This is a genomic window from Oceanobacter antarcticus, assembly GCF_044962685.1.
Lineage (GTDB): Bacteria > Pseudomonadota > Gammaproteobacteria > Pseudomonadales > Oceanobacteraceae > Oceanobacter > Oceanobacter antarcticus.
This window is the reverse complement of sequence record NZ_JBBKTX010000014.1, coordinates 62,969-81,425: the sequence shown is the minus strand read 5'-3', so window position 1 is coordinate 81,425 and position 18,457 is coordinate 62,969. Positions and strand designations below refer to the sequence as shown.

Genomic DNA, 18,457 nt, shown 5'->3' with positions numbered 1-18,457 from the left:
AGCTGAGTTTGAGCCACCGGTTTCAAGGATTTCTTGCTGTCGATGAAGGATATGAAATGCCTGGAAGGCCCGGAGTTAATGTGCCATTTAGCCTGCCCCTATTCTCAACCCCATACCGTCAGCCGAGATAACCTAAGCTGTCGGTGCCATAATTTGCTGTTTATGTTCAAACAACCGGCGGAATTCGGGGCGAATTTCTGGAATGGCGTGTATTTCGACCTGCCGATTAAAGGGGGCGTGATCAAGGCAAAGCCCAGACCAAACCGGCGTAGCGAATCTTGCGGGGCACACTCCAGTCGTATTTGGTGATTCGGCCTCCCCAATCTAACCACCAGCAAAAGCCCAAACCTTGGGCGAATTATCATTTCCCTATCACATTCTTGTATTTTGCTGCTCAACAACGGTAGCGCCAGCTATTTAAGGATCGTTCAATCGATAGGATTGGATGGATCCAGGTTAGCCGGAGGCTCTTTTTGTTATCGGGCTAATCTGCCCTGCTGCCGGGAGCTCCAGACCAGTCATTAGCCAGTAAGCATACTCAGGCCACACCGTGCCGAGAACTGCTAGTTCGGATGCTTTCATTTCATTCTCGCGCCGTTTCACCTTGTGCCACTTCCCTGACTTGATACCCGTTTGCTGTTCCAGCCATGGCATCTTCACTTGTTCCAGATCCAGCAATAGATTTAATCTATCTACTACATCACCCACTATTTATAATTCCAATTTACCCATATTGGGTATTTATGCCTAATATAGGCAAAAGGTGTTGGAGCACCGATCACCATCGAAATTGATTTCACAGCCTACCACGAACTGCCTGTTTCCCGGCAGTCTGGTTGGGTCAGGAGGTTCTATGTCCTGTTTTTCCATATTTTCTATCCGAATCATTCCTGATGCGCTTGGGTTGGAGCAGCTTTTGTCCTGATCCTTAACGAGCATGAGCTGGAGCGCTCTGACGGTCACGATGACAGCGGTTGTTATCACCATGGCAGCCACCTCGATATGGGTATTATCCAGGCATGAGCTGGGGTATCCAGCTGTGATCAAGGCCTTGTTGGTAGTGTTGGCGTTGCTGTTGGTTGTCGGTCAGTTAGTCATTCTAAGTGTGGCCAGGTAACAGGCGGCTGTCACGGAGTCGGGGGCATTTCAACCCGCGTATTTTTATGATCCCATTGAGTTAGGAAGGAACCTGTGCAGCCATTTCATTGGAACCCGGAGTTTGAAACCGGCATTGATATTATTGATACTCAACACAAACGTATTTTTGACTATTTACAAGAGGTCGACGCTGCTATAACGCAGCGGGACGACCTTAAAATTCGGGCAGTGGCCAAGGCCTTGATTGACTATTCCATTTCACATAACGCGTTTGAAGAAAGCCTGATGGAGCAAGCCAATTACCCGGTATTGGCGGCTCATGCCAAGGTTCACGAGGCCTTTCGGCAACGAGCGATCAGTTACGACCAGCGGCTGGAAACAGGTGAAGACAGTATCAAGGTCGCCAAGGAGGTGCGTTCGGATATTGGCTTGTGGTTAACCAATCATATTCAACGCGATGACAAGCATTATGTCCCCTATGTCAAAAAGACGCTGGAGGGCAACTTCGTTCGGCGGATGGTTAAACGCTTTTTTGCCTGAGTCAGCCAACGGTTCAGGTTGATATCAGTGACCAAGGTCGTTCTCAATTATTTAACAGGCCCTGTCAGGGGGACAAATTCCGCCCGGCAAGGTGTTGGGCGCCGAGAATGGCAAGTCCTTTTCAAGTCCAATAACACCGCATGGCGGAATGTTGATGACCCTGACCCTTCGTGCTAAGGCCAGTGGCTTCCAGCACGACGTTATTCGTCACTTGTTTAACTCGCTAAACCGCGCCCCTCATGCCTTGTTCTGAAACCAACGGGCTCTCAGCGGGCTCGGTTTAATCATTGAGCCCCCCCCCTTGTTTTTCAACGTACCGTCCGGTCTCGGCCAGAGCACGGCCGAACATCCCCAGCAGTTCGTCTATCTGATCTTTGGTAATAATCAGTAGTGGGCAGAAGGCAATGGCGCTGCCGAAAGTGTTGTCACGCGGGTAAATTTCCAGGGTTTTGAATGCCGTGGTAGGAGCGCTCACGGGCGATAACCTTTTTCTTTCCGGTTTGCCAATGGCGTTGAAGTAATAACGCAGCAGTTTCAACTGGGTATCGTTGGCGTCACTGCCGGAGTTGCCAAAGAATATATGGGTATTATTGACCGGTATTTATTGGCCGTTTAACAGTTTTTTACCATTTATCTGCCATAGTTTATGGCGCTGACATTGTATTGATTTTCAGCATAACAAAGACGAGGGAGATGCTTGATCACATATTCCATATCGTTGCATTTGAAAATGTTATACAGCACATGGCTGAAAATCCCCCCCGCCGGTGTGTCTGCAGTCTGGTCTGGCCCTCTCAAAAATGCAGTGGTTGCGTTCCTTAATCACGCTGGTGGCAAAGCTGGCAAGGAGTCTGCATAGGAATATCAATACCAGATAAGGTTTTGCATTTGTTTTTCTGTGGCAAAACAGCCGCCAGAAAAAATGAGGAGATTGACATGAACCCCATGAACTTCACGCTGAAGCAGTTACGTTACTTTGCCGTTGCCGGTGAGCATCAAAGTGTCACCAAAGCCGCTGAGTTGTTGTACGTCTCGCAGCCGTCGATTTCGTCGGCTATTTTGCATCTGGAAGATGTCACCGGCCTCAAACTGTTTATTCGTCACCACGCGCAAGGACTGAGCCTGACACCACAAGGGCTGGCGTTTTACCGCAAAACCCGCAATCTGCTGAAAGAAGCAGAAAGCCTGGCCCAGTTTGCCAGCAGCCTGGGCACCGAGATTTCCGGCACCTTGAAAGTGGCGGGCTTTCCGACCGTTACCGGTGCGGTGTTACCCAGCATTCTGAAGCGCTTTGTCGACCAGTATCCCTCGGTGTATGTGGACTGCCGCGAGTTACACCAAAAAGATCTGATTCAGGGTATTCAGGATTGTGCCTATGAAATCGGTATCACCTACGACATGGAATTGCCTAGCAGTGTCTCCTTTGAACCACTGGTATCACTGCCGCCGTATGCCGTTGTCAATCGTGAGCATGGTTTGAGCCAGCGCACGTCGGTATCCATAGCGGAATTGGCACCATTGCCATTAGTGATGCTGGATTGGCCAGTCAGCCGTCAATATTTTATGTCGCTGTTTATCTCCCTCGGCCTCAACCCTAATTGTGCCTACCGAACCCACTCCCTGAGTATGGCGCGGGGCATGGTGGCCAATGGCTTTGGTTACTCCTTGCTGAATATGCCGCTGTCTCAAGACAGTGACACAGACAATCTGGTCGCCATCCCTATTGAAGACGACCTGGTGTCTTTGACCATGGGTGTCGTGAAGCTGTCGGAGTCAGTGCCAACCCCCGCAGCCAGCGCCTTTATTAAGGAAATAAAAAAATACATGTCGGAGTTCAGCGATATACAACTCGGAGAGGTCAGCTCGGTGACCATGCCATTACTGGCGGCAAACAGCTTGCCAACAAGCGCCCTTATATGAGGCGCTTTCTTTTATCTTGCACTATGGATTAGCATTATTTGCCTGAATAATAAAACATGATTCAGGCCTAAGGAAAAAGATAATTGATGAACCCCACCCCGACAGGATTAACTTTTGGAGAACCGAATATGAAAACTCTGAATCTTCACGTGGGGCACTTACATGAAAACGAACGGCATTATTTCCTGTATTCGCAAGATAACGCTGGGTTCCGTATTGGCGCTATCAACAGCAACCATGATAACCACCACCGCGAGTGCGGGTGAGTTATCCATTGGCCACACCACCTGGGTTGGTTATGGCACCTTGTATCTGGCTCGTGACCTGGGTTACTTCGAGGAAAAAGGCTTGACCGTCGATCTTAAAACCATCGAAGAGTCATCCATGTACATGGCAGCACAAGCGTCGGGTCACCTCGATGGCTCAGCCTCGACTGTCGATGAGATTCTGAAATATCGCCCCAAATTCTGCTTTGAATCGGTAGTGGCACTGGACGACAGTTACGGCGGTGATGGCATTCTGGTGGGTGACGATGTGAACTCGTTGCAAGACCTGAAAGGTAAACAGGTTGCAGTGAACGAAGGCTCTGTTTCCCAGTTCTGGTTATCTTACTTACTCAAACAAAACAGCATGAGCCTGAAAGATCTGAAAATCCAGAATATGACCGCCGACGATGCCGCCAGCGCCTTTATGGCCGGACGTATTCCTGCTGCCGTTACCTGGGAACCTCATTTGTCCATGGTGCGTGCCAAGAAAACCGGCAAGGTGCTGATCGACAGCAGCACAACCCCTGGCGTGATTGTGGATGTGGTCGCGCTCAGCTGCAATGTTATCAAGAACCAGCCAGACGATGTCAAAGCCCTGGTTGATGGCCTCTATCGTGCGGTCGAATACATCAAGCAACACCCGCAGGAAGCCTATGCCATCATGTCCAAGGGTGTAGGTGGTTACCTGTCTGACCCAGCTGAGTTTGCCGCTGCCGCTGCCAATGTCCGTTTCTACGACAAGGCCATGAATGAAAAACTGTTCGGCACCAGCACCAAGCCGGGCGATATCGCCAGTCTGATTACCACGGCGAATGACACCTGGAGCGCGCTGCAACAAACCGAACTCAATGTGACCTACGACCAGCTGATCAACAGCGACTTCGTGGCGCAGTGAGGAGTTTTTGATGTCAAGCAAACGCGGTGTACTGAACACCTGTTTGACTCCTCGGGAGGAGCTGCCAAAGCAGCTCGTTCTCGGCACAGGTTTAATCGGCTGGAGTCTGGTGTTATTGATCTGGGTGACTTTTTCAGTCACCGAAATCGTTCCGAAAATGTTCCTGCCATCACCATTGGATGTCTTTGACGCTGGCGTTCGTATGGCTAAAAACGGCTCTCTGGCGGTGCATATCTGGGCCAGTTTTCAGGTCGTTATTATTGGTTTCTTTATTTCTTCGATCGTCGCCGTGCCGCTGGGACTGATGATGGGCAGTTTTCGCATTGTGCAGGCGTTTCTGGAACCGCTGGTCAACTTTATGCGCTACCTGCCAGTCACCTCGTTCGTGCCATTGTTTATTCTGTGGATTGGTATTGGTCTGGAGCAGCGTGTCACGGTGATTATTTTTGGGGTGTTTTTCCAGCAACTGGTGATGATTGCCGACATTGCCCGTGGCGTTCCCAAAGACTTGATGCAGGCGGCCTACACTCTTGGTGCCAGCCGTCGTGAGGTGATGACCCACGTTATTGCGCCAGCCTCGCTGCCGGGCGTTCTGGACACCTTGCGAGTCACCATTGGTTGGGCCTGGACCTATCTGGTGGTTGCCGAGCTGGTCGCCGCATCCAGTGGCCTGGGGTATATCAGCCTCAAGGCCATGCGTGGCTTCCAGGTCGATATTATCTTTCTGGCCATCATGATTATTGGTTTGCTGGGTCTGATTACCGACCAGTTTTTCCGGGTTTTACGCAAGAGGTTAGGTTCATGGGACAGCTGAACACCACACACGCCGTCGCGACCCACACCGATGACACCACTCTTGATCATCCTGTGCAGTTGTCGATTGAAAACGTCACGTTGCGTTTCCCCAAGCCGGACGGCGGTGAATTTACGGCACTCGATAACGTCTGCATGGAAGTTCGTGATCAGGAGTTTGCCGTGATTGTCGGGCCGTCTGGCTGCGGCAAATCCAGTCTGTTATTTCTGACGGCTGGTTTGAGTCATCCCACTGAAGGGCAAATTCGGGTAGCTGGTGAAACAGTCACCGAGCCAGGGCCTGACCGGGGCATGGTGTTTCAGGGCTACACCCTGTTCCCATGGCTCACCGTTAGGGAAAACATTGAATTCGGATTGAAGCGCAAACGTGTGCCAACACCAGAACGCAGCGATATTGCTGCGCATTATCTGAAGGAAGTGGGGCTGGAAAACTTTGCCGATAACTACCCCAAACAGCTGTCTGGCGGTATGAAACAGCGCGTGGCCATTGCCAGAGCACTGGCCAACGACCCGAAAATCCTGCTGATGGACGAACCGTTTGGTGCACTCGACAGCCAGACCCGGCTGCAAATGCAACAACTGTTGTTACGGGTATGGGAACACAAGAAAAAAACCGTGGTGTTTGTAACTCACGATATCGACGAAGCCATTTTGCTAGGCGATCGACTGTTCGTCATGGGTGCGCGTCCGGGTCATATTCGGGAAATCATAAACGTCGATATTCTCCACCCCCGCACTCTGAGTCTGGCTATGGAACCCGAATTTATCGCGCTCAAGCGTCGCGTTATGGCGCTGTTGCATGATGATCTGGATGAAATGCATTAAAGGGGACATCTATTTAATCCTGCACGGCTCTGCGCGAGTGTTGCCGTTGTTCAGGGCAAGGCGACGAATGCAGCGAAATGACGAGTCCTTTTCAAATTCGTCAACACTGCACTGGACGGCGGCAACCCGCGCCCTTCGGGGGCTGCCGGATGATCTCGACTCGGTGTCGCCGACTTTTGACTTGACCCGTCAGGCCTGCAAGTCGGCTTCGTGATTCGAAACCATCCGGTGGCCCAGAGTGAGCACCGGATTAAATAGATGTCCCCTAAAGGTAACGCGTTATGCAAACGACAGAATCGTTCGATTATATCATTGTAGGTGCGGGTTCGGCTGGCTCGGTGATTGCCAATCGCCTGAGTGCCAACCCGGATGTTCAGGTATTACTGCTAGAAGCGGGCGGCAGTGACAACAGCCTGCGCGTGCAGATACCAGCTGGCACCATTACGCTTTATAAAAGCCAGGTGTATAGCTGGAACTACTTTTCCGTTCCGCAACATGAGTTGAACAACCGCCAGCTGCATTGCCCCCGAGGCAAGGCGCTGGGCGGCTCGGCCTCGATGAACAGCATGATTTACATTCGTGGCCATGCCAGTGACTACGACCAATGGGAGCAGGCCGGTTGCCCCGGTTGGGGCTGGCAAGATGTGCTGCCCTTGTTCCGCAAATCCGAACATAACCTGCTGGCCCAGTCCGCAGACTTTCATGGTCAACAAGGCGAGTTGCTGGTTGATAAACCCAAAGATCCTAACCCCTTCAGCTACCGTTTTTTACAAGCCGCCAAAAGCGCTCTGGGGGTTCCGCAAAACTCCGATTTCAACGGTGCCACACTGGCAGGCTGCGGCATCTACAACCTGACCCAGAAAGACGGCAAACGGCTGTCCAGCTACCAGGCTTTTGTCGCCCCGGTACTGGACACCCGTATCAATTTGACCGTACGAACAGGCTGTCAGGTTGAACAACTGACGTTCGAAGGCAAGCGAGTGACCGGCATGGTGGTCAACGACAACGGCCAGCGCAAGACCTTGAACGCCAGCCGGGAAGTGGTGCTCAGCGCCGGTTCACTCGGGTCACCGCATATTCTGATGAAGTCCGGCATTGGCCCCGCGCAACAGCTTCGGGCTGCCGGTATTGAGCCAGTGGTTGATCTGCCCGGCGTTGGCCAGAACCTGCAAGATCATCTCGATGGTCTGGTAACGGTGCGTTCGAAGAACACCACCACCCTGGGCTTTTCCTTCGGTGCCTTGCCCAGCATTTTGACCTCGCCATTACGTTATCTGGCCAACCGCAAGGGCTGGCTGACCACCAATTATGTGGAAGCCGGTGGTTTTTTCAAAACACCGCTGGCAGGCGATATTCCCGATGTACAGTTTCACTATGTACCGGGCTACCGCAGTCACCGTGGACGACTGTTCGAATGGGGCCACGGCTACGCCATTCACGTCTGTGTGTTACGGCCAAAAAGCATCGGTGAATTACGTCTGGCAGCAGATCAATCGCTGGCGCTGGATTACAATTTTCTGTCAAACATGGACGACGCCAAGGTGCTGATCGAAGGTCTGAAGCTGGCCCGTAGGGTATTGGCAGACAACACCTACGATGACGTTCGTGGCAAGGAAATGCTGCCCGGTGCTGCCGTGCAAACCGACGCAGAATTATTGGCCTATATTCGTGAATACGGTGCCACGGTGTTCCATCCGGTGGGCACCTGCAAGATGGGGATGGATGATTTGGCAGTAGTTACCCCAGAGCTGAAAGTTCGGGGCATCGAAGGGTTGCGAATAGCAGATGCCTCCATCATGCCAACACTGGTCAGTGGTAACACCAATGCTCCCTGCATCATGATTGGTGAGAAGGCAGCGGAGCTGATGTTGCAGTAAAACCGATGGGCAGGATGACTACGCACCTGCCCTTCATCTCATATCTCATATCTCATATCTCATATCTCACAGCTCCACATGCACGCATTACGAGTCCGCTTGGCTGGATACCGGTTGCTCTGCCAGTAGCGCCACCAGCCGCTGCATCATCACTTCGCACTGTGCCAGTTGGGCCGCTTCAACAAACTCGTCCGGCTTGTGGCCCTGATCCATACTGCCCGGCCCGCAGACCACGGTAGGAATCCCCAGCGCCTGACAAAACAAGCCGCCTTCAGTACCAAAGTTAATGGTGTGCAAACCCGGTTGATCCGTCAGTTGCCGCACAAAATGAATGACGTCGGCATCACTGGCGGTGGTCAGGCCGGGATATTCACTGGTCATACGGCAATCAATTCGACAGCCAGTATCAAGGGCTTGCATCTCTTGCTGCAACTCGTTGGCGTATTGCTTGAATAACGCCAGGAGATCCTGCGGTGATTCTGTGGCGATGTTGCGGAATTCAAACACAAACTCACAGTGGTCAGGGACGATATTCAACGCCGTGCCACCTTGAATCGTACCGGTATGCACCGTGGTGAAAGGAATTTCATAGCCATCGGCAAACGGGCCATTGTGTTGTTTATCGCGTGCCAGCTGTTCCAGCCAGACCACCATCCGGGCAGCGTAGTTGACGGCATTAACACCAAGCGGAGCCATACCAGAATGGCAGGCTTTGCCCGTCACTGTCACCTTGCCAGCCAGCTTGCCCTTGTGGGCAGTAACAATTTGCATGCTGGTGGGTTCGCCAATAATCGCCATAGCCGGTTGGATCGGCAGCGTTTGAACGGTGTCTATCAGCCTTCGGACACCCAGGCAACCAATTTCCTCGTCGTAAGAAAATGCCAGATGGATTGGCATAACTAACGACTGCTTCACCATGTCAGGCACGGCAGCCAGCACCACGGCGATAAAACCTTTCATATCGGTGGTGCCACGGCCATACCAGCGGCCTTGCTGTGCAGTCAGTTCAAACGGCGGGAAATGCCAGTGCTGACCCGCCACTGGCACCGTATCGGTATGGCCAGATAACATCACGCCAGGGATGTCTTGCGGCCCAATAGTGGTGTAGAGGTTGGCTTTCTCGCCGCTCTCATCATGAATCAGCGTACTGTCGACGCCATGCTGTTGAAGGTAGTTCTGAATAAAATGCATCAGCGCCAGGTTGGAATGAACACTGGTGGTGTCAAAACCGATTAGCGTTTCTAACAGAGTGCGAGTCAGTGCTGTTGCCATAGCAGTCTCATCGGGTGGCTAAAGGACAGGCTGAAAAGCCGATTTATTCGTTACCCGGCACACCAAACGCACTGGCATCAGCCGGTTGTTTGGCCCGCTTCACATAATCGTCAATTTGCGGCTGATACTGCTCCCAGACCATTCGCAGCTCATGAATCGGGCTGACGTGCCAGTCCACGCGTAAATCCACCACGGGCCAATCCGGCTCAGCACTGACTTGTAGACCGGCGGAAAATACCGGCCCCATTTCGCCACCAGCTTTCAGACCCGCTTCCAAAGCGATCAGCAGACGTTCAGCCAAATGACCGGTTGAGTGCTCAAAAGCATCGATCATGGCATCTGGCACATGGGTACTGGCCAGCAGGTTACCCATGGCGAGACAGTGTTGCCCGACCCGAGTCGCATTGATGCCTAATGCTTCTTTGCCACTGAAGGTAATGCCCCGACCCTGCGCATCCAGCACGCCCACCTGGCGCCAGTCGAGATAGCGGTCGGCCTGCTGCAGATACTTCAACACTTCATCCGGGGCACAGCCCTGTGCCATATAGTGCAAGGCCAGTGGCCCCAGATCAGGGTTGGTGACATTCTGGCTCAACGCCACCCCGACACCTGAGCGGGTGTAGGCACAACGACTGGCGACGCAAATGCTGGATGAGGTGATGGCACAGCCGACCATGCCGGTGTCCTGGCAGATCCCCGCAACGGAAAAGGTCATCGAGCTTCCCCTGCCACCGTATCGGGAATAACAGCAATCACATCAATTTCCATCAGCCATTCAGGCTGGCCCAACCCGGCGACCACCAGTCCGGTTGAGATCGGAAAAACGCCTTTCAGCCATTTGCCGGTTTCCTGATACACCGCTTCACGAAACCGGGGGTCGGTAATATAGGTGGTGGTTTTGACGATATGAGAGAGATCAGATCCGGCCTCTTGCAGTAACTGTTGGACGTTTTTCATCGCCTGTTCCGCTTGGGCACGAGGATCCCCCAGACCAATCAGCTTGCCGTTAAAGTCCGTCCCGACCTGCCCGCGGAGATACACGGTATTGCCCGCTTTCACCGCCTGGCAGAGATCATTGTCAAGACTCTGGTTCGGGTAGGTCTCTCGGGTGTTAAACATACGTATACGAGTGTGTGTCGGCATCTATCGGCTCCGAATAAACAAGAAAATAACCCGCGCAATCAGGCTGGTAACAAGAGTCGATGGCGATGATGATCGTGCGGCATCAGCGCCACCGGGTTGAGCATGCAGTTAACGCTGTGCAGCATCCTTGTAGTCTGCGTACTTGCGCTGGGTCTCAATGTGATCAGCGATGTGTTTGGCGTCATGCCACACACCCCAGATAAAGGTCGATCCTCGACGCGACAGCCATGGCAGGCCGACAAAATACACACCGGGTTCACTCGATACGCCACGTTGGTGGCGGGGTTTGCCCTGCTCATCAAACGCATCCACCTGCAGCCAGCTAAAATCCTGGCTGAAACCGGTCGCCCAGATAATGGAGGTAATGCCCGCCGCTTTCAGGTCAAGCTCAAGCAAGGGATTGGTCATGCATTGCGGATCTGGCAGCATGATTCTGGCTTCCGGCTCTGGCGGCAGATCCAGCCCATTACGTTCGATATAGGCATCCGCTGCATCCAGCAACGAGAAGTAGTTTTCATCGCCGTTACGGATGTTGTCGCACAGGTTGTTGGCAAAGATGGCGCGGCCGTTATGAAATGTTTTGGTCAACCCCACCAGTGTCATGCCCTGTTGTGCCAGACGACGAAAATCAATGGTATGGCCACCTCGGGCACCACTGACGGCAATGGTAACGTGCTCTTTGCCGGGGCTAACTTCCTCCGCGTCCCACAACCCCAGAACTCCCAGCCACCAGACAAAATCGCGGTTACGATAAGCGCGTGGCGGACGGTCATGGGCACCAACAGACAGATAGACCTGTTTGCCAGAGCGTTGCAGTTCATCGGCAATTTGCACCCCGGAAGAACCGGCACCCACCACCAGCACATTCCCTGCGGGTAATTGCGGTGGATTGCGGTATTCAGCCGAATGGATTTGTAATATCGAGTCATCGGCAGGCGCAATAGCCGGGATCAGCGGTTGCTGAAATGGCCCTGTAGCCGCCACGACATGATTGGCCGTGATGACGCCATCGGATGTCTCTATGGTGAACCCGGCACGGTTCCTATTACGAGTGACTCGTGTCACCTCAACACCGGTTCGAACCGGTGCATTCATTTTTCTGACGTACTCAACAAAATAATCGGCGACACGTTCTTTGGCGGCAAATTCATCGGGTGCCATATCCTGAAATTGCAGACCGGGAAACCGGTCGTGCCAGACGGGGCCATTGGCAACCAAAGAATCCCACCGCTGACTGCGCCAGCGCTCGGCTATTCGGTTGCGTTCCAGTATCAGGTGGGGAATATCCAGTTTGGTCAGGTGTTCGCTGATGGCGATACCCGCCTGACCTGCGCCAACAATTAGCGTATCGATATCAAGGGTATGGGTTGTCATAACTCTGCCAGTCTCATCATTAATCAGAAGCGCTGCTACGTGAAAAGACAGCGCGCTTACAGCCAGCCTCGCTGACGGCGATGTCCGCAGCGGATTTCTGTTCGTCAGGCAGAGCATTAAAAGACCAGGCCGCCCCCCCACAGCGACACCAAACCCATATTCTGTGACGGGCCTGGTGCTGGAGTGTCGGTTTGACCTTCAGGGGACATCTATTTAATCCTGCACGGCTCTGCGCGAGTGTTGCCGTTGTTCAGGGCAAGGCGACGAATGCAGCGAAATGACGCGTCCTTTTCAAATTCGTCAACACTGCACTGGACGGCGGCAACCCGCGCCCTTCGGGGGCTGCCGGATGATCTCGACTCGGTGTCGCCGACGTTTGACTTGACCCGTCAGGCCTGCAAGTCGGCTTCGTGATTCGAAACCATCCGGTGGCCCAGAGTGAGCACCGGATTAAATAGATGTCCCCTTCAGATAACGCTCTGACTGAAGCTATTGACCGAGACTAGGAAGAAAATGGAATGCCTTAAAATATTTTTATTTATAAAGCTGCATTGATAATACTGATCCAGAAATATCTGCCGTGAATCAGCCGCTGGCGCAAGGCTGAACAATAAACAGTCAGGGTTTCTTTATAGAAAAATACAATGCAGTGGTCAGGTAAAATGTATTTTAAAGACGCGATGACTCGATTAGCCTCTGTTTGGATTACACGTATTTTCAGAGCGCATTCAAAAACGCCGCGAACGATGGTTAATATTTTATTGTCGAGCGCGGCGGTTTGGGGATGTGCCCGTTCGTATTACCCGAGGGCACTATGACACGCTTCAGCAAACAGTACTGGATAGAGCAGCAACAGCAGCTAAACATGCCCAGACAGGCATGGATTAACGGTGAATATGTTGACGCCAGTGACGGTGCCACCTACGACACCATCAACCCTGCCACCGGCGCAACACTGACCGCTACAACAGCCTGTAGCACCGACGATGTGGATCGCGCAGTTGGGGCCGCCAAAGCTACTTTTGCATCCGGCGTATGGGCCGATCAGTCACCGGCAGAGCGTAAAGCGGTGCTGAAAAAACTGGCGATGCTGATTCTGCAACAGCGCGAAACCTTTGCCTTGATGGAATCCCTCAACGTCGGCAAACCGGTGATGGACTGCTACAACATTGATATCCCCGGTGCCGCAGGATGTTTTGAATGGTACGCCGAAGCCATCGACAAACTCTATGGTGAAGTCGCCCCCACCAACAGTGCCAATATCGCCACCATTACCCGTGAGCCGGTGGGTGTAGTGGCCGCCATTGTGCCATGGAATTTCCCGCTCGATATCGCCGCCTGGAAACTGGCTCCGGCGCTGATCAGCGGTAACTCCGTGATCCTGAAACCCGCCGAACAATCCCCGATGACCGCACTGAAACTGGCGGAACTGGCCAAAGAAGCCGGTTTGCCCGATGGCGTACTGAACGTGGTGACCGGTTACGGCGACGTCGTCGGCAAGGCACTCGGTCTGCATATGGATGTCGACTGCGTCGCCTTTACCGGTTCTACCGCCGTCGGCAAGCTGTTTATGAGTTACTCAGCCCAGTCCAATATGAAACAGGTATGGCCAGAAACCGGCGGTAAAAGCCCGAATCTGATTTTTGCCGATTGTGATCTGGAGGCTGCTGTCGAACATGCCGCGCTGGGTATTTTCTTTAACCAGGGTGAAGTGTGCTCCGCCAACTCCCGCATTCTGGTGGAAAAGAGTATCTACGATGTGTTCGTTGAGAAATTTGTTGCCAAGGCCAAAGCGATGGCAGTCGGTGATCCCCTCGACCCGACCACGCAAGTGGGTGCTCTGGTTGATGCCAACCACGCTGCCAATGTTCGATCCCATATCCGCACAGCCATCAACCAAGGGGCGGAGCTGCTGACCGGCGGCTTGGGAGATGAGTCATCCTGTCTGGTTGAGCCAACAGTCTTTGGCAAGGTGTCAACGGATCTCGCCATTGCCCAGGACGAAGTCTTTGGCCCAGTCGCCGCCGTTATGGCTTTTGAAAATGAGGAGGAAGCGATCAGCATCGCCAACGACTCTATTTATGGCCTGGCTGCTTCGGTCTGGACACTGAATATCAATCGCGCTTATCGCGTCTCTCGCCGTTTGCGGGCCGGCACCGTCTCGGTGAACGCCATGGATGCGATTGACTACAGTGTGCCATTTGGTGGCTACAAACAGTCAGGTTTCGGCCGTGACCTGTCGCTGCATGCCATCGACAAGTTTACCCAGCTGAAAACAACCTGGATCACATTAGGCTAACGAGAAACAATCAATGGCAGAGTCAGCCACAACGGCTGGCAAACAGAATCAGGGAGAAGGTCTTTGAAGGGAGTGTTCAACAGAACTGGCAAAAATGGTATCTCAGGCTTGAGCCTGACCGTGGGGTGATCCTCACAGTCGGCCAATCACCTGTTTTACTGCTTATCGCAAGGCATAGCTTAACGCTGCCCTGCCATTGCCCTTAGTGGCTAAATTTGGTTTTTGCTACCTTGCTGAATACATCCTTGATGCTGAACATAACGCCAAAACTTGCGGCGGCGCCAGACATGATTTCAGCCAGATATTCAGTGCGTAATTCACGCGCTTCAGCAATGCTGCGTTCAATAGTGTCGTTAGCTTGGGTAGTGGTATTGGTTTCGTTGTTGTTCATGAGAGTCGCTCCGGGTGATTGGCTGGTTGATGCGAGCATACTAAGTCTGAGCCACTCTTTTAAAAAGCGATCCTTTTTCAGTAGATTCATGAGAAAAACTAAGCATTTGAATTAAAAATCAATGAATGTTTCAAAATCAGCCTGACTCATCAATCAAAAATCCCTGATATACCGGGCATTTCAGCCTAAAAATTCCATCAACGATGGCCAATCCGAGTAAAATAGCTGCCTGTAAACCCTGAAGAATATTCATCCATAAAATACCTTGCTCTGTTTGTTTGGCCTTTACCTTTAAAGGTGTCACCAGCGATGACGAAAAGGACAAGACAACCATCGCTGAGCATAGACTTGGCCGCCGTGACTCCACGCAGACGCATGGAGTCAGAGCAGACATCAGGAACGACGACCCCAATCAGTCCCGCAACGCGTGTTTTTTATCCATCAGTTGCTGACGTTGTTCCGACGACAGTAAAGCCATCATTTTGGTTTTTGCCTGAGTGCCGATCAGAAACATTTGCTGTTGCAGTTCCGCCAGCTTGCCATACGCCTTGTTGAGGGCTTTTTCGTCAAACTTTTCAGCCGCGTACAAATCACGGATTGTGTTGTGTATATCCATCATTGCACCGGTAACAGCCCAGTGATCCTTGCGCATTTTATCGCGAATACCGGTCATATCTGCCCGTTGCTCATCGGTCAGATCAAGATCGCGCCAGACCAATTCGCGCCCTTCGCCCATCCGGCCCATTGGCATCATACCTGGCCCCATTGTCATCATGCCGGGTCTCATCTCGTCGTTATGACCCTGACGCATATAACGACCGCCGCCATCCCTGCCATCGAAACAGGCATGCCCCTTCATACCGTCACCCCGCTCAGGCCGATCATCATCCGCTGCCGCAGCCACCGATGCAGCGCTGAGCAGAATCGCCAAAACACGACCCGCAAGCGCTTTGCGGGAGTTGGTAAAAGCATTAATCATGGTTTTCTCCTGTAAATCACCCATCACCCCTTGAACCAGAGGTCAGTTGCTGGTTGGATCAAATCACCAGCGTTGCGCCGAGTATAAGGAACAATCCGCAGCTGAAAACGGCAGTACCCTGGGTATTGCATACATTTGCATCGCTACACAAAAGCCGGATGATTCCTGACATTAAGAAGACTTACCTGGCCTATCGATGAAGTGATTACCCGGCACTCAGATCCGCGCTGACTCTCGCGTCTACGGGCAGATTTTTTAACCAAACTGCCGTAAAATTTGCGTTCGCTTATTCAACATCATCCAAACCCCACCGCTCCGGGCACTGATACTTCCTATGATTCGACTGACCAATATCCAGCTTCCTCTTGATCACAATGACGCGGCTCTGGAAAACGCCATTGTATCCATGCTGGATATCAACGCTGAGCAACTGGTGCGCTTTGATATTTTTCGACGTGGCTACGATGCCAGAAAAAAAACCAGAATTCTGTTGATCTATACGCTGGATGTCGAAGTACAAAATGAGTCCAGCTTGCTGGAAAAATGTGCCGACAACCAGAACATCAAAGCAACTCCCGACCTCAACTATCATCCGGTTGCCAAAGCACCTGATGCGCTGACCGAGCGTCCGATCATCATCGGTTTCGGCCCCTGCGGTTTACTCGCCGGGCTGGTGTTGGCACAAATGGGTTACAAACCACTGATCCTGGAACGCGGCAAGGAAGTACGCGAGCGCACCAAAGACACCTTCGGTTTTTGGCGCAAGCGTGAACTGAATACCGAGTCCAACGTGCAGTTCGGCGAAGGCGGTGCCGGGACGTTTTCCGATGGCAAACTGTATAGCCAGGTAAAAGACCCCAAACAATACAGCCGCAAAGTGCTGGAAGAATTTGTTGCAGCTGGCGCACCCGACGAAATTCTGTATGTCAGCAAGCCCCATATCGGTACTTTCAGGCTGGTATCGATGGTGGAGCAGATGCGGGCAACCATCATTGAGTTGGGTGGTGAAATACGCTTCAGTGCTCGCGTCGATGACCTGCACATTAAAAACGGTCAGGTAACGGGTGTTACTCTGAACAAGAGTGAGCGGGACGATGGTGAACATATCGCATCCCGGCACATCGCACTGGCGGTTGGCCATAGCGCCCGCGATACCTTTGAGATGTTGCTCAACAAAGGCGTCTATATAGAAGCCAAGCCGTTTTCGATCGGTTTTCGTATCGAACACGAGCAGTCTGTCATCGACCAGGCCCGTTTTGGTCCAAACGCAGGCAACCCGATATTAGGGGCCGCCGACTACAAGCTGGTCCATCACTGCAAGAATGGCCGCTCGGTATACAGCTTTTGTATGTGCCCTGGCGGTACGGTGGTCGCAGCCACCTCGGAAGAAAACCGCGTGGTCACCAATGGTATGAGCCAGTACTCACGCAACGAGCGTAACGCCAACAGCGCAGTCGTGGTCGGGATTGATCCGTCGGATTACCCCGGTGGGCCGCTGGCAGGCATTGAGTTGCAACGTCAGCTAGAGAGCCATGCCTATATTATGGGCGGCAGCAACTACGATGCCCCGGCGCAAACCGTTGGCGCTTTCCTGCGCGGCGAAAAATCTGAGCAATTGGGCACGGTGCAGCCATCGTTCAAACCCGGTATCAAGCTGACGGATTTATCTGACGCCTTGCCCGACTTCTGTATTGAGGCCATTCGCGAAGCAATCCCGGAATTCAACAAGAAGATCAAGGGCTTCTCGTTTGATGGTGCCCTGCTCACTGGTGTTGAAACCCGCACCTCTGCGCCCATCAGTATCAAGCGCGACAACAACACTCTGCAAAGCATCAATACTCAGGGGCTATATCCGGCCGGAGAAGGCGCGGGCTATGCCGGTGGTATTATGTCAGCAGCCATCGACGGCATCAAAATCGCCGAGGCCATGGCGTTACATATGAATGAAGAACAGAGCAAATAGGCCAGCTAGCCGCAGCGCCAGAGGGCAATGTATTTATCCGCTCTGGCGTCTACCGCTCACGGTTTTCCCTGTTATGCTGTTGCACCCAATTATTCTCCTCGCAGGATATTTTCCATGGCTACTCCGATGCAAATCCCGCTGCCTTCTCCCCAAAAAGAACTGGCGCTCAACGGTGTGTGCAGTTACCACATTGAGGGTGAAACCCTGTATCTGGACGTTGCCGAGGTCGCCAGCCGCCGCAATGCCGATTCTGCCAGTGGTGAACTGGCACTCGAAATCTGGGCGCTGGAAGCACCGTATACTGGCGGCAACTTTTCCGGCTACCTCATTGCCAGCCAGCCTTTGGGGAGCCTGAGTGGCCAGCACTGTTTTCGTAATTGTTCCGCTACTCTGCCGATGCAAATGCCAACAGAAGGTGTCTGGACTCTGGTACTGATGCTGCGTGAATCAACGGGCAGCAGTCTGGTCACCCGTGATTACATTAATTTTTCTCAGCAGGTTCTGGCCGAATGCAAAATGACACTGAGCCTTTGTAGTTAGCGCTGTTGTCGATACCACCTATACCAGGAGTTCGCTGTCATTCATTATAGAGGCTCTGCCTGGCAGAGCCTCTGAGCCTATTTGGGACATCTATTTACAAGCGTTAATAAAACATTCTTATTCGTTATAGCTGATTGATTTTTGACACCAAGAAATTTAGCGGCAGTGATGAATACCTCCAGTATTGCCACAGGAATACATCAAAATAACAAAACAAATTAAAATAATTCTTATTTGCAAAAAAACTTCGAGGATTTTTATT

The 18,457-nt window shown here is 52.4% G+C and carries 19 protein-coding genes; 11 read left to right on the top strand and 8 right to left on the bottom strand.

Translation table 11 applies throughout. From position 1 onward, the window contains the following. Positions 1-456: 456 nt before the first annotated feature. Positions 457-708: a hypothetical protein gene (locus WG929_RS12400; RefSeq protein WP_416206273.1), complete on the bottom strand. Its 252-nt coding sequence runs from the start codon at positions 706-708 to the stop codon at positions 457-459. A 483-nt stretch (positions 709-1,191) separates the two neighbouring features. Here WG929_RS12400 and WG929_RS12395 point away from each other — a divergent pair, with 483 nt between their 5' ends. Further along, positions 1,192-1,638 (top strand): bacteriohemerythrin, encoded by a 447-nt coding sequence (locus tag WG929_RS12395; RefSeq protein WP_369855029.1) that lies wholly within the window; start codon positions 1,192-1,194, stop codon positions 1,636-1,638. A gap of 280 nt (positions 1,639-1,918) precedes the next feature. On the opposite strand, the gene WG929_RS12390 is transcribed toward WG929_RS12395, so the two are convergent. Next, positions 1,919-2,113: a hypothetical protein gene (locus tag WG929_RS12390; protein ID WP_416206272.1), complete on the bottom strand. Its 195-nt coding sequence runs from the start codon at positions 2,111-2,113 to the stop codon at positions 1,919-1,921. A gap of 461 nt (positions 2,114-2,574) precedes the next feature. Here WG929_RS12390 and WG929_RS12385 point away from each other — a divergent pair, with 461 nt between their 5' ends. The 6 genes from WG929_RS12385 (at position 2,575) to WG929_RS12360 (ending at position 8,234) form a co-directional block, all read left to right on the top strand. Then, positions 2,575-3,558, top strand: coding sequence for a LysR family transcriptional regulator (locus tag WG929_RS12385; protein ID WP_416206271.1), 984 nt, complete (start codon positions 2,575-2,577; stop codon positions 3,556-3,558). A 162-nt stretch (positions 3,559-3,720) separates the two neighbouring features. Beyond that, positions 3,721-4,719, top strand: a complete 999-nt coding sequence (locus tag WG929_RS12380) for an ABC transporter substrate-binding protein (protein WP_416206270.1) — start codon at positions 3,721-3,723, stop codon at positions 4,717-4,719. Between the two features lie 10 nt (positions 4,720-4,729). Next, complete coding sequence (locus tag WG929_RS12375) at positions 4,730-5,533, top strand: ABC transporter permease (protein WP_369855033.1); 804 nt, start codon at positions 4,730-4,732, stop codon at positions 5,531-5,533. Then, positions 5,521-6,357, top strand: coding sequence for an ABC transporter ATP-binding protein (locus WG929_RS12370; protein ID WP_416206269.1), 837 nt, complete (start codon positions 5,521-5,523; stop codon positions 6,355-6,357). The genes WG929_RS12375 and WG929_RS12370 overlap by 13 nt, the downstream gene beginning before the upstream one ends. A gap of 67 nt (positions 6,358-6,424) precedes the next feature. After that, a complete protein-coding gene (locus WG929_RS12365) occupies positions 6,425-6,571 on the top strand; it encodes a hypothetical protein (protein ID WP_416205927.1) in 147 nt (48 codons plus the stop codon). Between the two features lie 67 nt (positions 6,572-6,638). Next, on the top strand, positions 6,639-8,234 hold the full coding sequence (locus WG929_RS12360; RefSeq protein WP_416206268.1) for a GMC family oxidoreductase: 1,596 nt from the start codon (positions 6,639-6,641) through the stop codon (positions 8,232-8,234). An 87-nt stretch (positions 8,235-8,321) separates the two neighbouring features. Here WG929_RS12360 and argE read toward each other — a convergent pair whose 3' ends face one another. From argE to WG929_RS12340, 4 genes are all read right to left on the bottom strand, one after another. After that, entirely contained in the window at positions 8,322-9,506 is a 1,185-nt protein-coding gene (gene argE / locus WG929_RS12355; RefSeq protein ID WP_416206267.1) for an acetylornithine deacetylase, read from the bottom strand. 43 nt (positions 9,507-9,549) lie between these two features. Then, positions 9,550-10,221, bottom strand: a complete 672-nt coding sequence (locus WG929_RS12350; RefSeq protein ID WP_369855038.1) for a DUF1028 domain-containing protein — start codon at positions 10,219-10,221, stop codon at positions 9,550-9,552. Continuing rightward, a complete protein-coding gene (locus tag WG929_RS12345; protein WP_369855039.1) occupies positions 10,218-10,649 on the bottom strand; it encodes a RidA family protein in 432 nt (143 codons plus the stop codon). Before WG929_RS12345 ends, WG929_RS12350 begins: the two co-directional genes overlap by 4 nt. Positions 10,650-10,757: 108 nt before the next feature. Then, positions 10,758-12,023, bottom strand: coding sequence for a flavin-containing monooxygenase (locus tag WG929_RS12340; RefSeq protein WP_416206266.1), 1,266 nt, complete (start codon positions 12,021-12,023; stop codon positions 10,758-10,760). 267 nt (positions 12,024-12,290) lie between these two features. On the opposite strand from WG929_RS12340, the gene WG929_RS12335 reads away from it, so the two are divergent. Together WG929_RS12335 and WG929_RS12330 are read left to right on the top strand one after the other, a co-directional pair. Continuing rightward, positions 12,291-12,437 (top strand): hypothetical protein, encoded by a 147-nt coding sequence (locus tag WG929_RS12335; protein WP_416206084.1) that lies wholly within the window; start codon positions 12,291-12,293, stop codon positions 12,435-12,437. A 400-nt stretch (positions 12,438-12,837) separates the two neighbouring features. Next, positions 12,838-14,322, top strand: coding sequence for an aldehyde dehydrogenase (locus WG929_RS12330; RefSeq protein ID WP_416206265.1), 1,485 nt, complete (start codon positions 12,838-12,840; stop codon positions 14,320-14,322). Between the two features lie 202 nt (positions 14,323-14,524). Here WG929_RS12330 and WG929_RS12325 read toward each other — a convergent pair whose 3' ends face one another. Together WG929_RS12325 and WG929_RS12320 are read right to left on the bottom strand one after the other, a co-directional pair. Continuing rightward, the gene (locus WG929_RS12325) at positions 14,525-14,713 is read right to left on the bottom strand and encodes a hypothetical protein (RefSeq protein ID WP_369855042.1); all 189 of its coding nucleotides are present in this window, start codon (positions 14,711-14,713) and stop codon (positions 14,525-14,527) included. A gap of 412 nt (positions 14,714-15,125) precedes the next feature. Beyond that, positions 15,126-15,692, bottom strand: coding sequence for a Spy/CpxP family protein refolding chaperone (locus tag WG929_RS12320; protein ID WP_416206264.1), 567 nt, complete (start codon positions 15,690-15,692; stop codon positions 15,126-15,128). Positions 15,693-16,026: 334 nt separating this feature from the next. On the opposite strand from WG929_RS12320, the gene WG929_RS12315 reads away from it, so the two are divergent. Both WG929_RS12315 and WG929_RS12310 read left to right on the top strand, forming a co-directional pair. Then, positions 16,027-17,655, top strand: a complete 1,629-nt coding sequence (locus WG929_RS12315; RefSeq protein WP_416206263.1) for an NAD(P)/FAD-dependent oxidoreductase — start codon at positions 16,027-16,029, stop codon at positions 17,653-17,655. A gap of 114 nt (positions 17,656-17,769) precedes the next feature. Next, positions 17,770-18,195 carry a hypothetical protein gene (locus WG929_RS12310; RefSeq protein WP_416206262.1) on the top strand — a complete coding sequence of 142 codons (426 nt, stop codon included), beginning with the start codon at positions 17,770-17,772 and terminating at the stop codon, positions 18,193-18,195. Positions 18,196-18,457 lie beyond the last annotated feature (262 nt).